Origin of the sequence: Streptococcus sp. F0442 (genome assembly GCF_000314795.2) — a bacterium.
Classification (GTDB): Bacteria; Bacillota; Bacilli; order Lactobacillales; family Streptococcaceae; genus Streptococcus.
The window spans coordinates 269,454-284,387 of sequence record NZ_KB373314.1; the positions used below are offsets into that span (position 1 = coordinate 269,454).

At 40.1% G+C, this 14,934-nt stretch carries 11 protein-coding genes and 1 pseudogene; 1 reads left to right on the top strand and 11 read right to left on the bottom strand.

Annotation, left to right across the window (positions count from 1 at the left end; all coding sequences use genetic code 11):
* The first annotated feature begins 195 nt into the window (after nucleotides 1-195).
* Nucleotides 196-1,266 (top strand): tyrosine recombinase XerS, encoded by a 1,071-nt coding sequence (xerS, locus tag HMPREF9186_RS01470; RefSeq protein ID WP_009731048.1) that lies wholly within the window; start codon nucleotides 196-198, stop codon nucleotides 1,264-1,266.
* Nucleotides 1,267-1,351: 85 nt separating this feature from the next.
* Here xerS and HMPREF9186_RS01475 read toward each other — a convergent pair whose 3' ends face one another.
* The 11 genes and pseudogenes from HMPREF9186_RS01475 to HMPREF9186_RS01525 all read right to left on the bottom strand — a co-directional run bounded on the left by HMPREF9186_RS01475 (nucleotide 1,352) and on the right by HMPREF9186_RS01525 (nucleotide 14,933).
* Nucleotides 1,352-1,993: a hypothetical protein gene (locus HMPREF9186_RS01475; protein ID WP_009731049.1), complete on the bottom strand. Its 642-nt coding sequence runs from the start codon at nucleotides 1,991-1,993 to the stop codon at nucleotides 1,352-1,354.
* Between the two features lie 115 nt (nucleotides 1,994-2,108).
* Complete coding sequence (locus HMPREF9186_RS01480; protein ID WP_009731050.1) at nucleotides 2,109-2,999, bottom strand: C39 family peptidase; 891 nt, start codon at nucleotides 2,997-2,999, stop codon at nucleotides 2,109-2,111.
* A 14-nt stretch (nucleotides 3,000-3,013) separates the two neighbouring features.
* Nucleotides 3,014-4,147 (bottom strand): hypothetical protein, encoded by a 1,134-nt coding sequence (locus HMPREF9186_RS01485; protein WP_009731051.1) that lies wholly within the window; start codon nucleotides 4,145-4,147, stop codon nucleotides 3,014-3,016.
* Between the two features lie 70 nt (nucleotides 4,148-4,217).
* Entirely contained in the window at nucleotides 4,218-4,844 is a 627-nt protein-coding gene (locus HMPREF9186_RS01490; protein WP_009731052.1) for a putative bacteriocin export ABC transporter, read from the bottom strand.
* Nucleotide 4,845: 1 nt separating this feature from the next.
* On the bottom strand, nucleotides 4,846-6,855 hold the full coding sequence (locus tag HMPREF9186_RS01495) for a DUF1430 domain-containing protein (RefSeq protein ID WP_009731053.1): 2,010 nt from the start codon (nucleotides 6,853-6,855) through the stop codon (nucleotides 4,846-4,848).
* Nucleotides 6,856-7,228: 373 nt separating this feature from the next.
* Entirely contained in the window at nucleotides 7,229-8,218 is a 990-nt protein-coding gene (locus HMPREF9186_RS01500) for a lipoate--protein ligase (protein WP_009731054.1), read from the bottom strand.
* A gap of 228 nt (nucleotides 8,219-8,446) precedes the next feature.
* A complete protein-coding gene (lpdA, locus tag HMPREF9186_RS01505; protein ID WP_009731055.1) occupies nucleotides 8,447-10,150 on the bottom strand; it encodes a dihydrolipoyl dehydrogenase in 1,704 nt (567 codons plus the stop codon).
* A gap of 41 nt (nucleotides 10,151-10,191) precedes the next feature.
* The gene (locus tag HMPREF9186_RS01510; protein WP_009731056.1) at nucleotides 10,192-11,235 is read right to left on the bottom strand and encodes a dihydrolipoamide acetyltransferase; all 1,044 of its coding nucleotides are present in this window, start codon (nucleotides 11,233-11,235) and stop codon (nucleotides 10,192-10,194) included.
* A 331-nt stretch (nucleotides 11,236-11,566) separates the two neighbouring features.
* Entirely contained in the window at nucleotides 11,567-12,559 is a 993-nt protein-coding gene (locus HMPREF9186_RS01515) for an alpha-ketoacid dehydrogenase subunit beta (protein ID WP_009731057.1), read from the bottom strand.
* A gap of 16 nt (nucleotides 12,560-12,575) precedes the next feature.
* Nucleotides 12,576-13,544, bottom strand: coding sequence for a thiamine pyrophosphate-dependent dehydrogenase E1 component subunit alpha (locus tag HMPREF9186_RS01520; RefSeq protein WP_009731058.1), 969 nt, complete (start codon nucleotides 13,542-13,544; stop codon nucleotides 12,576-12,578).
* Nucleotides 13,545-13,767: 223 nt separating this feature from the next.
* A pseudogene (locus tag HMPREF9186_RS01525) lies at nucleotides 13,768-14,933 on the bottom strand (ATP-grasp domain-containing protein).
* Nucleotide 14,934: the final 1 nt, after the last annotated feature.

The following is a 14,934-nucleotide window of genomic DNA, read 5'->3' on the forward strand; positions in this document are numbered from 1 at the left end:
TTCAAGTAGATAATGTACAGAATTTAAGTATGCGAAAGATTTAGTTTTCGCGGGAATAAAGTACATTTTTTGCTCAAAAAAAAATTTTTGTTAACCTATATAAACCCTATAACATCTTTCCGAAAAACTATAATTTTCTTGAAAAATATATCTAGCTATGCTATACTACTAGTATAGAAAGATTTGGAGAAAAACATGAAACGCGAGATCTTATTAGAACGGATTGATAAACTCAAACAAGTCATGCCTTGGTACGTCTTAGAATATTACCAATCAAAACTGGCCGTTCCATATAGTTTTACGACCTTATACGAATACTTAAAGGAATACGATCGATTTTTCACCTGGGTCTTGGAATCTGGTATATCAGATGCTGACACCGTGGCTAATATCCCTTTAGAGGTTCTGGAGCACATGACCAAGAAAGATATGGAATCCTTCATACTTTACTTGCGTGAACGTCCTCTGCTTAATGCCAATACTACGAAAAATGGGGTTTCTCAAACAACCATTAACCGTACCCTTTCGGCACTTTCTAGCCTTTATAAGTATTTGACTGAGGAAGTTGAAAACGAGCAAGGGGAACCTTATTTCTACCGTAATGTCATGAAGAAGGTTGCTACCAAGAAAAAGAAAGAAACCTTGGCTGCTCGGGCTGAAAATATCAAGCAAAAGCTCTTTTTAGGTGATGAGACAGAAGGTTTCCTTAACTATATCGACCAGGAATACCCTCAAACACTCTCAAATCGTGCCTTATCTTCCTTTAATAAGAATAAAGAACGAGATTTAGCGATTATCGCACTCCTTCTTGCCTCTGGTGTCCGTCTCTCTGAAGCAGTTAACCTTGATCTTCGAGATCTCAACCTTAAGATGATGGTGATTGACGTCACTCGAAAAGGTGGAAAACGAGACTCAGTCAATGTTGCTGCCTTTGCTAAGCCTTATTTAGAGCAATATCTTGCTATTCGAGACAAACGATACAAGACAGAGAAGACCGATACAGCCCTCTTCTTAACCTTGTATCGAGGTGTTCCAAACCGGATTGATGCTTCTAGTGTTGAAAAGATGGTGGCCAAGTATTCAGAAGACTTCAAAGTCCGCGTAACCCCCCACAAACTGCGGCATACTCTTGCAACCCGTCTCTATGATGCTACCAAATCCCAAGTTTTGGTCAGCCACCAGCTAGGACACGCTAGCACACAGGTAACAGACTTGTATACGCATATCGTTAATGACGAACAGAAAAATGCCTTGGATAGTTTATGAGATACATAATATAAATTATGTAATATTTCAGCGTTAGAAAAAGAGCGTAGGATTTTTTATGAAATCTTACGCTCTTTTATTCTTTCTATAAAAATTCGATCCAATAATTACGGTGTGGCTCAATAATGACTGGTTTTCCCCAGAATGATTTTAGATAGACCAAGTTTGCAGGGGTGACCGGTCTTTTTTCACCATTGAACTTCTCTGCACTCTCTTCCGTTAGAAAGCATTTAACTGCTTCATATGGTGTACCATCGCTCGCTATTCGATCAATTCCTAAATAAGCAATTTCATCACCTGTTTTTGGAAAATCTGTAAATAGTTTACCAATAAAATAAACCGTCTTATCTTTCATTAATTCATAAGCCTTACTATTTTCCAGTCTGTTATTCGCTGCAGCGTACATAATACAAAAACTATCTACAATATCTTTCAAAGGCATTAATTCTTCTTTGCTGACGATAATTTCGTCGGGAGCAAGTCCACCAAGGATTAAATTTTTATAATGAGGTTGCTGGATGATATTATCTAAAGCCATTCCTAATGGTAGTTGGACAGCTTGATAGCCTAATGGTTCGAGCTCTTGCTTTTTCCGGTCAAGGTGTTCTTGTGTAATACTGATATTCAAATCATATGGACTTGAAGGTTGTTGCTTGCTAAAAAAAGCCACTACTATACGATCTAACTGTTCAAATAGACCAAGATTTTCAACTGGAATTTTCATCATCGAATATGAACCCCTTTTTTGTTGAGATTTCCTCTATATTCTACTCTCATTATTTTTGAATATCAAGAAAAGAGACCGTGTCATGAACTAACTTTCGTTTTACAACTATATTTTCTCACCAGGCATAATTTTTCTCACCGCATGTAACCATGGCTGCTAATAACTCCTCTGGTGTCAGTTTCTTCAAGCCTCCATAGGTTGGATCCTGTACATGTGTATCGGGGTCTAGATAATAGATTGCTGAGATGTCCTTGCCATCTGCTGTCAATTCATAGCCTACTCCAATCACATTATGTTCCCCACTTTTTCCAGGATAGATTTGTGCCACATTGAAGGTGTAATAGAGAGGATAGCCATCATCAATATCTTTGCGCACGCGTTCTTTAAAGATTCGGATATCTTCAGAATCTGGACGAGCGTCCGTTACAGTAGCTAGTCGATAACCAGCTTGATTTCCACTTGGTTCTGGATAGCCAAATAGATTCTGATTCAATACGCGAATCGCATCTCGATTATGAGTCCCATAGGGATTATAAGTCCCCATTTCCTTAGCTAATTGATGTTGAGAGACGCTAACCCCTCGACTAGCCAGCATCATATGGACTGTCGCTGGAGCACAGAAATACCATTCTTCTTGAAGTTTTAAAGAAATAGGCAATAGTTTTCGGATCCCTTGATTCTCTTGGGACGATGTTCCTTGTTTGACCGATTGAGAAGGTTGCGTATTCTCTTTCAATGAAGCTTGTTCCTCGCTTGAAGATGGCAAGGTTTCCTGACTACCGGCTTCCGTTCTGCCTTCCTTGATTTTTAATCGCTCTACTACTTCTGCTGGCATTGGTGGATTAGGTTCTGTACGCTCCTTCGTTTTTTCACTAACTGTTTTTGATGAAGAGGATGTGACCTTACGAGTGCTAGAAGGACTTGTTTGGCTTCTTTTTTGTGTCTCTGTACAGCCAGATAAACCAAGCAAAGCTAGAAATACAAGAAATAAATGAACTTTTCTCATGATTTTTCTCCTTTCTACCATTCCTGATAGCGCATTACGGAGTTTTCATTTCGGTAGATTTCACCTTTTGGAATCTCACTATCCTTCTTTTTGAATTGAATCCATAGAATCCCTTTATCCGATAGTAAAATGGGGCCATGATCATATAAATAATGAATCCGATGCTTTAAATCCCACAAATAATATTGAGATTTAACACGCTCCTCACTTCTTCTTTCTCCCATATATGTGAGATAAATATTGCGATATATGGAGGTTTCTGCCTGTGAAGTAGAAAATATCTTCTTATAGTTTTTATTTTCAAAGGTAAATGAAGCGTCTTTATTATTTACAACCAAGTAAAGGAGTTTGTGCCCATTCGTCAATAAATCGACATAATAGCGTTGATCATCCTTTGTTTGATCTATAACCTTTTTCTGCCCATCACTTAAGGAGTAGGCTACAATTTTTGTGGTTAAAGCTGTGTTATCAATTTGTACATAATACAAGTAATCTTTAAAGACATTCGGAAAACCGCTATTTTCTGATTCAATCGTCTGATGAGACCCTGTTTCAAGGTCAAATTCTTCAATTTGATATAGGCTATCGCCTACTTCATAATTTATAAAGAGTTTCTGGTTGGATCGAGCTACTTGAGTAACTGGAACCGTTCCAATAGGTTTCCTATCGATCAGTGTCGTTAAAGATTTGTCTTTTATCTTCCAAAGATAGTAAATCCCTGTCTGATTGAGTTGATCATACTCTTCAAAAACAACAATATCATGATCTACATAGCTAACAGCCACATGAGTCAGATTAGATGTCTTTTCAACATCTTTTATCTTTTGAAAGTCCTTGGTATGTAAATTCATACAGGCAAGATAATTCTGATCTTCGTGTCCTTGGTCAACAGCCTCGCCATAAGCAATCCCATCATTTGACAGCGCGGTAGGTGTAAAGATTTTCCCATCTGGATAAGGAATAGGAATAGAATTTTTTAATAAATCTTCTGCCTTTCTTTCCTCGAATCCTATTTTCCTAGACACATTGGTACTACCGGAAGGAGATTTTTGGGGTGGCCCTACAAGAGTGCAGGCTGATAAGAGTATGATAATCCCAATGATGATAAAACTTAAAAATTTTTGTTTGACAAGATCTTTTTTCTTCATCAGCCTATACCTCATGAATAGCTAGCTATAAAAGATAATGTAGAAAATCAAACCATTCTTCAGCCATGGACTAGTTGAGTTTTATCACTTCGTCAGCTTTTTCCCAAATCACTGGATTATGGGTTGCGATAATGATTATACGCTCTTGATTCTTTAACATTAAGAGCAAGTCCATCACCTCTTGTGAGGTTTCTGGATCCAGTGCTGCAGTTAGTTCATCTGCCAAAATTAAAGGTGGATCTTTTAAAATAACTTTAGCTAATGCGACACGTTGCGCCTCTCCCCCCGATAATTCATAAATCTTTTGATCCAGAGCAAGGTAAGCCAATCCTACTTTTTTGAGCACTTCTTCCTCTTGCTGCTTCTTCTCTTTTTTCGTTAATTTTTGCCCAATCAATCCCAAATCTAAATTTTTAGCGATCGTTTCGTTTTCAAGTAGGCCAAAGTTTTGGAAGAGATAACCTAATTCACGCTTAAAGAAGTGATGCTGTTTGATTTGTTTCAGTTCTTGCCCCTGATAGCTTATACTCCCTTCTTCATAAGGCTCTATCTTCGCCAAAATATTAAGCAAGGTTGTTTTACCACACCCACTATTTCCGATCAGAGCATAGACCTTACCTTCTGTAAATTGCAAGCTCAAATCTTGAAAGACAGTTCGTTGGCCAAATGATTTGGTTAAATGTTCTACGCTAATCATATTAGGCTCCTTTCAGTACAGTGGCTAACAAGTGGTCTTCTTTATGAGACCGGTACAGGAGAATGAACCAAGCATTAGTAATAAATAGCAAGAGAGTGACAAGAGCAATCCACCATTCCGAAGTGAGAATGATTACCAAGAGGCTTCCTAATAGCAAGAGGCTACTTTCTGAGAGCAAAATCATTTGGTGAATGTTTACAAATCCCAGACCTGCAATCTTCTTCAAGAAGATTTGTTTTCTAAACTCTTCAAAATATAGGAAATTCATAGTGTTAAAAAGAAGAACAGAGGTTGCTATACCAAAGACTCCTCCTGCAATCGCCATGAGATTTTCTATTTGTATTTTTTGGGCCATTTGCTGGTAAACGTCCACTGCATAGTCGTACTGACTAACACTTTTTTCAAGATTATACTCAGCGATTAGCTTCTTACTATTCTGAAGCCCATTAAAATAAAGGTAGGAATCAAGGTGGGTGAAATATGGATTCTCATAGCCTCCAAAACTTTCAGGTTGTATAACCACTAAAACAGGATCTGTAAAGAATTGCTGATAGCTGATTGGTGTGTTGTTGTAGATAAAGCGTTTTTGATGATTCGGAATATACGTTACCTGCGCCTTCATTGATAAGGTGATATTTCCTTGATCATCTCGAGGAGATAGATAATCTTCATATCGTTTGATCATCTCCTCTTCTCGACCTTTTAATTTTTCCGGAAGTAACAGACCAAATTCCCCTGCTTGTAAGTGATTTAAGTGATCTTTTTCTTCAGGAGAAACTGGAACACCTTGGATTTCGAGGTAATTTGGAGTTACATAGAGAGTTCGTGCAAGAGGATCGTAATCTGTGATTGAAAACTCTTTACCTGTACTAGGATCCGTCATAACTCCTTTTGGACTAAAAGATACGAGGTGATGATAAGCTAAAAGACCACCATTTTCAATGCCAGACTCGATGAGCTTAGACCATTTTGCTCTGTTCTCAATTTGCGTCTCTTTGTTTGTTTTCTGTGAAAAATCCTCCCGACTTGTACTAATTTGGACCCAATTCGACTGTTTTAACCAAGCCTCACTTCCCTCTCGGTGAGTTTGCCAGACTGATCCATAAATACTGATTCGATGAATCGCAAGGCCAATTAATGCCACAGCGAGAAATTGACAAATAAAGAGGAAAACCAATATGCGCTTCAATGGAACCTTCCCTTTTAAAAGGGGGACTAAATGAATCGTTTGAATACTATATGCAAAGAGGAAGGATAAGAAAACAGACAAAATTAGTAAAATCCCATTGTAAATAATACTACTGAAAATGACGATGGAATAGGAAAAAGGTGTCAATTGAAAGCAATAAATCAGAACAGCACCAATTATACTTGCGCCAATACATCCCAAAAGCAACTCTATACTATCATCTTTTAGAGAATGTCCGAAAAGTTGCAAGCGTCTCATTCCTGAAATATATCGAATCCCAGCACTTCTCATTTCTTGTGTTTTTTGAATAATCGTAAAAGAGCTAAAACTAATGATAAAAATGACTAAGGCAAGTGATTGTGAACCTGAGCCAAAAAAGGCAATAAAGGTCAGCAGAAGATTTGGTTTCTCAATAAAAGTTTGTGAGAAACCAAGAGTATGAAGAGTTTGATCCAGCTTTTCAGTTTCCAATTCACCTGTTAATACATAATAATTCGTTAGCAGGCTTTCTTTGGCAGCCAGTTCTTTCTTCTCTCTTTTAATCCCAAGAGGAAGTTTTCCCTCTCCGTAGATTTCATAGGTGAAAACAACCTGCCCCTTAGAGTCTGTTCTTTGTATCTGACGGGCAATTATACTATGATTTTCCCTTGCCAAGCGGTCTAAACTGGAAGATAACTCTTCATATGTGACGCTCTTATCTTGTCTTACCACACCTACTACCGGAAGACTGCGGTGGATAAGCGTATTTGGAGAAATAAAGGCAATCCAAATCAAAAAGCTATAGATGAAAAGGTTTGATAAAATAATAAAAACACGTTTCATATCATCACACTTTCTAAAGCAGAAAAGGAAAGTAATACCTAGCTAGTCAATTAATTTCGTTGTTTAATAATTACTGAGTTTTATAAATTACAGTTACATTCTTTGTAAGCGAATACACTTTTCCACCTTTACTATACTACAAAATCCTTAGTAAAACAATAATTTCTATGTGAAACTAGTTTCAAAAAAAGAGGCTGGGACAGAAGTCCTAGCCTCTAAATTGTTTTTATTTTGTCGAGCAAGACGCAGTGGTTGAGTGGGCTCTACTACGCCGATTTCATCAGCTTTTACAGCCCTACTCAACTGTGCGGAGGTGGGACGACGAAATCGAATTCTAACGAATTACCGATTTCTGTCCCACTCTCTTATGACTTTATTCCACCACAGCCTCAGCAATTTCTTCTGCAGTGATTCCTGCGAAGTAACGACCTAGGTTAATGGTTTGAAGGGCTTTAAGAACGTCTTCGCGTTCGTATTTGACACCACGAAGGACATCTTCTACTGCTGCAACATCTTCGATACCGAAAAAGTCACCGTAAATCTTGATGTCTTGGATTTTGGATTCAATGACATTTGCGAAGATTTCAACCTTACCGCTTGGGAATTTGGTGCCACGACGGACATTGTATTCAGGGGACTTCCCATAGTTCCAATCCCAGCTACCGAACTTGGTTTCCTTAATACGATTGATTTCAGCCAATTCTTCATCCGAGAAGACATATTCTGTCATCTCAGGATATTCTTTCTTCATGTAGTCCAAAAGTAGGTCACGGAACTCTTCAACCGTGATTTTTTCTGGCAATTCATCGATGATATTGGTCACACGAGCACGAACCGATTTAACCCCTTTAGACTCGAACTTGTCTTTAGATACCTTGAGAGCATTGGCAAGGACTGACAAATCAACGTCAAAGAGAAGGCAACCATGGTGCATGATCCGACCATTGATGTAAGCTTGGGCATTTCCACAGAATTTCTTGCCGTCAATCTCTAAGTCATTACGACCTGTAAATTCAGCCTTAACCCCAAGTTGAGCCAAGGTATTGATCACTGGAGTCGAGAAGCTCTTGAAGTCAAAAGCCTTGTTTTCATCTTCTTTTGAAATGATGGTGTAGTTGAGGTTGTTCAAATCGTGATAAACAGCTCCACCACCACTGATCCGGCGAACCACTTCAATCCCATGCTCCCGAACGTAGTCACGGTTGATTTCTTCAATGGTATTTTGGTGACGGCCCACAATGATCGATGGTTTGTTGATCCAAAGAAGGAAGATTTGATCCTCGTCCAAAAGGTGTTTAAAAGCATATTCCTCTAAAGCAATATTAAAAGCAGTGTCATTTGAATAATTAATAATGTATTTCATAGTAATTCCAAAAATTCGTTTTATAAATCCTACTCATAGCAGGATGAGCATTAGACAGAAATAGTTGAATTTCACTTAATTTTCTGAAGTAGTAAAAAGAAATGTAACGAGTTATCGTTACATTTCTCGGAAAAATTGAGACAAGTGGCTCAATTTTTAGGCATGGAACTCTAATAGAGGTCGCTGCCGTCCGTACTACTTTAAGAAAATCTAATTGAAAGAATGATATTATTTCTTCTTAGGTGAGTGAACTGCCAAGCCAAGTACATCCGCAAAGGCTTCGTACATCACTTCTGAGAAGGTTGGGTGCCCATGGATGGTCTTGAGCATTTCTTCTACAGTGATTTCCATCTCAATGATAGTTGAAGCTTCGTTAATCAATTCAGCTGCCGCTGGACCAATGATGTGAACCCCAAGAACTTCACCATATTTCTTGTCTGCAATGACTTTTACAAATCCTTGAGCCGCATCTGATGCAATGGCACGTCCGTTAGCCGCAAAGTTGAATTTACCGATTTGGATATCATATTTCTCACGAGCTTGTTCTTCTGTCAAACCAACAGCCGCAACTTCTGGAAGTGTGTAGATAGCTGCAGGAGTCAAGTTCAATTTGGCAACAGCGTGGTTTCCCTTAAGGGCATTTTCAGCCGCTACTTCACCCATACGGAAGGCAGCGTGAGCCAACATCTTCGTACCGTTGATATCACCTGGCGCATAGATACCTGGAACAGATGTTTCCATATATTCATTGACCTTGATACGACCACGGTCTAATTCAAACTCAACTTCTCCGATTCCTTCAAGATCTGGAACACGACCGATTGAAAGAAGAGCTTTGTTTGCAATGATATCGTCTTTTCCTTCAACCTTGATACGAAGTTTGCCATCTTCTTCAATGATTTCTTGCAGTTTCGTATCGGTCAAGATTGTCATACCTTTGCGTTCAAGGATCAAACGAAGGTTCTTAGATACTTCCGCATCCATAGCTGGAACAATGCGGTCCATCATTTCAATAACAGTTACTTTTGAACCAAAGGTCATAAAGGCTTGACCAAGCTCGATACCGACAACCCCACCACCAATGATCACAAGGCTTTCTGGGACTTCATTCATATCCAAGATGTCATCACTCGTCATTACAAGGGAAGACTCCATACCAGGAACGTTAATCTTGCTGACTTTTGAACCACCAGCAAGGATAATTTTCTTAGTTTCAAGTAACTCAGAACCATTGACCAAAACATTCTTATCTTTCGTAATGGTACCGATCCCCTTATGAACATCCACTCCGTAGCTACGAAGAAGTCCTGCAACACCACCAACCAAAGTATTTACGACCTTGTTCTTAGTTTCAAGAACCTTGTCCATATCCACTGTGAAGCTAGGATTGTCAATGATGATCCCACGGTTTGCCGCATGACCGATATTTTCAATGATTTCAGCGTTGTGTAGGTAAGTCTTAGTTGGGATACATCCGCGGTTCAAGCAAGTTCCACCAAGTTCAGATTTTTCAACAAGAGCAACCTTACCACCCAATTGAGCCGCCTTGATAGCAGATACGTAACCAGCAGGACCACCACCAATAACAACGATATCATAAGCATCATCGCTCTTACCATCATCGTTCGAAGCGCTTGCTGCAGGTGCTGGGCTAGCTTCTGGTGCAGTTGCTCCAGCTGTTGGGATATTTTCCCCTTCTTCACCAAGATAACCAATCACTTCTGTTACAGGAACAGTCTCGCCGTCCCCTTTCAGGATAGCGATCAAGTAACCGTCTTCTTCAGCTTCCAATTCCATGCTGACTTTGTCAGTCATGATTTCAAGGAGAATTTCTCCTTCTTTTACAAATTCGCCGACTTTTTTATTCCACTGAACGATTTGTCCTTCGGTCATATCTACGCCGGCTTTTGGCATAATTACTTCTAAGGCCATTTTATTTCCCTCTTTTTCTTGTTTCTATTCTCTCTCGTTAATTAGACCAACATTGAAATCGGGTCTTCAATCAAGGCTTTCAAGTCTTTCATAAACTTAGCACCAGCCATACCATCTACGACACGGTGGTCAATTGTTAAACCAAGACTCATAATTGGACGAATCACGATTTCACCATTAACTACAACAGGTTTCTCAATTGTCGAGCTAACCCCAAGAATGGCAGAGTTTGGTTGGTTGATAATCGGTCCAAAAGATTGAACACCAAACATTCCCAAGTTACTGATAGTAAAGGTTGAATTTTGCAATTCGCTTGGCGCTAATTTACCGTCCAAGGTCCGTCCGATAACGTCCTTGAAGGCTACCACCAACTCTGATAAAGTCATCTTTTCTGCGTTATAGACAACCGGTGTCATCAGCCCATTGTCCATCCCAACCGCCATAGCCAAGTTGACATAGTTGTGAGTGATGATGGTTTTGCCATCTTCCGTCAATGACGCATTGATGTATGGATGTTTCATCAAGGTCTTAACCACTGCTAGAGAAAGCAAATCTGTTACAGTGACTTTCTTGCCAGTTGCTTCCATGATTGGATCCAATACTTTCTTACGAAGGGCCAACATTTGAGACATATCGACGTCATAGTTCAATGTAAAGGTTGGTGCTGTCAAATAAGATTCTACCATCCGTTGAGCGATTACCTTCCGCATTGGTGTCATCGGAATTCGCTCGATTTCACCATAAGGTGTCACATTATCTGGAGCTTCCTCCACCTTCTCGATTTGAGCAGGTGACTTAATGGTATCCTTCTCAATATTTTCAGGAAGGAAAGCAAGGACGTCCTTCTTCATGATCTTGCCACGATGACCAGTTCCTTGGATTTCTTGCCAAGCAATATTGTGTTCTAAAGCAATTCGTTTTGCAAGTGGTGAAATGCGAACCACATTTGTGTCTTTATATGTTTCCACGTCTTCTTTGTGGACACGACCGTTTGCGCCTGAACCAGAAACATCATAGAGGTTGATCCCAAGATCATCCGCTAATTTTCTAGCCGCAGGAGTCGCTCTTAGCTTATCATCAGCCATGACCTCTCCTATTCTATTATAAGATACTAAGGGCGTTAAAAGTCAAAGTGAAAATAGGAAACTTGACGAAGAAACTTTAGTTTCTAGGAAAGTTTATCTTTTTCACACAGACTTTAGCCCGAGTTCAATTATATGATGCAAAGGGCGTTTAAAAGCGTCCGAAAAATAGGAAATCAACGCAGACTTCGATGAAGTCAAGGAGATTTATCTTTTTTCCGAGCTTTTAGCCCGTGCTCTAATCTTAGATATCAAGGACGCAGAGAACTTTGCATCGATAGATACAAAGTTTCTTCGTCTGATTCAATAGATGCCACATAATTTAAATTATGTATCATTCTTTATTATACGTTTTCCGAATGGCATCTTTGATGCTTGCAACTGTTGGAATCATTGCATTTTCAAGGTTTTGTGCGTAAGGCATTGGCACATCTTCCCCCGCACAACGACGGATGGGTGCATCCAGGTAATCAAATGCTTCTGATTCAGAAATGATAGCTGAGATTTCACCGATATAACCACTTGTTTTATGGGCATCATTGACAAGGACGACTTTCCCTGTTTTCTTAACAGAATTAATAATAATCTCTTTATCAAGTGGAACCAAGGTACGTGGGTCTACTACTTCTACTGAAATGCCTTCTTCAGCTAATTCTTCAGCTGCTTGCATGACACGACGAAGCATTTTCCCGTAGGTTACGACAGTGACATCAGTACCCTCACGTTTGATTTCTCCGACACCAAGTGGAATAGTATAGTCGGGATCAACAGGAACTTCCCCTTTTTGGTTGAATTCTGATTTGTACTCAAGAATGATAACGGGGTTGTTATCACGGATAGAAGACTTGAGAAGTCCTTTCATATCCGCTGGAGTTCCCGGAGCAACAACTTTCAAACCAGGAATATGGGTAAACCATGATTCCAAAGATTGGGAGTGTTGAGCTGCAGATCCAACTCCGTTACCGGCAGCACAGCGAATGGTCATCGGTACTTGCCCTTTTCCACCAAACATGTAGCGCGTCTTCGCAGCTTGGTTGACGATAGCATCCATGGCAATCACTGAGAAATCCATGAAGGTCATATCAACGATTGGACGAAGTCCGGTCATGGCTGCACCAGCTGCAGCACCTGAGATAGCAGCCTCCGAAATTGGACAGTCACGAATACGTTCTGGACCGAATTCCTCTAGCATCCCTACGGAAGTTCCGAAGTCTCCACCAAAAACTCCGACATCTTCCCCCATCAACAATACATTTTCGTCGCGACGCATTTCCTCAGACATAGCAAGGATAATGGTATCGCGGAAAGACATTAATTTTGTTTCCATAATTCTCTACTCCCCCTTAGTCTGCGTAAATATCTTCGAAAGCTGATTCGAGTGGAGGGAATGGGCTTTCTTCCGCAAATTTCACTGAAGCTTCAACGGCATCTTTCACTTCTTCTTGAATCTGATCCAATTCTTCTGCGCTCGCAATTTCATTTTCAAGGAGATACTTACGAAGATTTTCAATCGGATCTTTCTTCTTCCACTCTTCGACTTCTTCACGAGTCCGGTATTTACCAGGGTCAGATGAAGAATGACCAAGCCAACGATAGGTGACACTTTCGATCAAGACAGGACCTTTACCGGAGCGGACGTGTTCAACAGCTTTTTGGAATCCTTCATAGACATCAATGACGTTGTTACCATCAGGAATAAACATTCCTGGAATTCCGTAAGCAGCACTACGCTCATGAATGTGCTGGATATTGGTCATTTTCTTAATGTCAGCAGAGATTCCATAACCATTATTAATACAGTAGAAAATTACTGGTAGGTTCCAGATGGAAGCCATATTGACCGCTTCATGGAAGACACCTTCATTGGTTGCACCATCCCCAAAGAAGCAGACAACAATCTTACCAGTCTTATGCATTTGTTGAGTAAGGGCAGCCCCTACAGCAATCCCCATACCACCACCAACGATACCGTTGGCACCAAGGTTACCAGCATCCAGGTCAGCGATATGCATAGAGCCTCCCTTCCCTTTACAAGTACCAGTATACTTACCAAGGATTTCAGCCATCATGCCATTCAGGTCGATACCTTTAGCGATCGCTTGACCGTGACCACGGTGGTTAGATGTCAGCAAATCGTCATCGTTTAAAGCCAGCATCGCTCCAACGTTTGCTGCTTCTTCCCCAACAGAAAAGTGCGTCATTCCTGGCACTTTCCCTTTTTTTACTAACTGTGCAATTTTTAAGTCCATGCGACGGATTTCTTCCATTTTACGGAACATTTCCAATAAGAGACTTTTGTCTAATGTTGCCATTATTTCGCCTTTCTTAGCATTTATTCATTCTCTTTTATTCTAGCCAAAAATGAAAGCACTGTCAAAACAAATGCTCATTTCCTTTCACAAACTAATCCGTCTAGAACACTGATAGATATGAATTCCCAAACTATTATATAAAAGATTCACAAACTTAAATACTGAACTGCCCTTACTAATTTTGCAATAAAAAACCGATAGGAGAACACCTATCGGTAAGATTTTATTCAGCGCGTTGGCCAAAATCATGAATCATTTGTTCTAACTCTTCACGACTTGGCGTTGTTAACATGTAGAGGTAGTCCCCTTGAAGTTCCGCAAAGGCTGCAGGCATGTCTTTTTTCACTCGGAATTGATGCTGGTATTTTGCTAAAACTTCTTCCTCTGAAAGGACATAGGCTGCATTGGCACGGCGTGAAGTCGCCAAACAATAAAGTGGCTCAAACTCAGAAGCTGGGAAAGGTTCGCCGGCTACAAGGGCCGCGTAGCCTCTGTACAAGTCGATAGAGTGAGCATAATTGTAAAATCGATGGTAAAGCCACCTGCTGGGCGATTATTGTACTCGATCGCAATATAGTCATCCCCATCGCGGAAGAACTCAATATGGAAGAAACGCTCCTTCATTCCAAAAGCTTTGACAATCGCTTCTCCGTATTGACGCAATTTTGGATCCATCTCTTTGAGGACATAATAAGAATTGTCCATCTTGTAGAGCATTAAGTCAAGTGGCGTATAGGCATAGTCAAAAGTAGTTGAGAAGACAATGTTACCATCGCGATCGACCAGACCATCGAAGGTACAAATCTCGCTAGAAGTGACGAATTTCTCAAAGAAGTACTCCGTATGTCCATCCCATTCAGCTTTAAAATGGTCGACATCTTCTGGTGTTTCAAGTTTAAAGGTCGCTGCTGCACCTACTCCATTATCAGGCTTGGCAATCAATGGCAACCCAATCTTCTTCACAGCCTTGTCGATATCTTTTTCTGCTTTTACCACAGCACCAGGAACGACAGGAACTCCTGCTTTCTTGAAGAGTTTTTTCATTTCTGATTTAAACTTGGTTTTCTTCAAATCTTTAGGTTTGGCCCCAAAGACATTAAATTGCTCACGAAGTGCCGCATCCAATTCCAACCAGTATTCATTATGAGACTCGATGCGATCGATTGGGCCGTGTTTATAGAACAGAAAGGCTGTTGCACGCTTCACTTCATCTAAGTCTTCCATATTTTCTACACGGAAATACTCTGTCAAACTATTGCGCAAAGGCTCATCTAACTGTTCGTACGGCTCTTGACCAATCCCCAAGACAGTGATTCCTTTGTTAGCTAGTTCAATGGTGAATTGTTGGAAATTTTGTGGATAATAAGGTGAAATAACAAGATAATTCATA

Excerpts from the sequence above, each read along its gene's own strand:
- HMPREF9186_RS01475 (WP_009731049.1), bottom strand. The coding sequence starts at position 1,993 with ATGATGAAAATTCCAGTTGAAAATCTTGGTCTATTTGAACAGTTAGAT.
- HMPREF9186_RS01485 (WP_009731051.1), bottom strand. The coding sequence starts at position 4,147 with ATGAAGAAAAAAGATCTTGTCAAACAAAAATTTTTAAGTTTTATCATC.
- HMPREF9186_RS01510 (WP_009731056.1), bottom strand. The coding sequence starts at position 11,235 with ATGGCTGATGATAAGCTAAGAGCGACTCCTGCGGCTAGAAAATTAGCG.
- HMPREF9186_RS01490 (WP_009731052.1), bottom strand. The coding sequence starts at position 4,844 with ATGATTAGCGTAGAACATTTAACCAAATCATTTGGCCAACGAACTGTC.
- HMPREF9186_RS01495 (WP_009731053.1), bottom strand. The coding sequence starts at position 6,855 with ATGAAACGTGTTTTTATTATTTTATCAAACCTTTTCATCTATAGCTTT.
- HMPREF9186_RS01520 (WP_009731058.1), bottom strand. The coding sequence starts at position 13,544 with ATGGCAACATTAGACAAAAGTCTCTTATTGGAAATGTTCCGTAAAATG.
- HMPREF9186_RS01515 (WP_009731057.1), bottom strand. The coding sequence starts at position 12,559 with ATGGAAACAAAATTAATGTCTTTCCGCGATACCATTATCCTTGCTATG.
- lpdA (WP_009731055.1), bottom strand. The coding sequence starts at position 10,150 with ATGGCCTTAGAAGTAATTATGCCAAAAGCCGGCGTAGATATGACCGAA.
- HMPREF9186_RS01480 (WP_009731050.1), bottom strand. The coding sequence starts at position 2,999 with ATGAGAAAAGTTCATTTATTTCTTGTATTTCTAGCTTTGCTTGGTTTA.
- HMPREF9186_RS01500 (WP_009731054.1), bottom strand. The coding sequence starts at position 8,218 with ATGAAATACATTATTAATTATTCAAATGACACTGCTTTTAATATTGCT.
- xerS (WP_009731048.1), top strand. The coding sequence starts at position 196 with ATGAAACGCGAGATCTTATTAGAACGGATTGATAAACTCAAACAAGTC.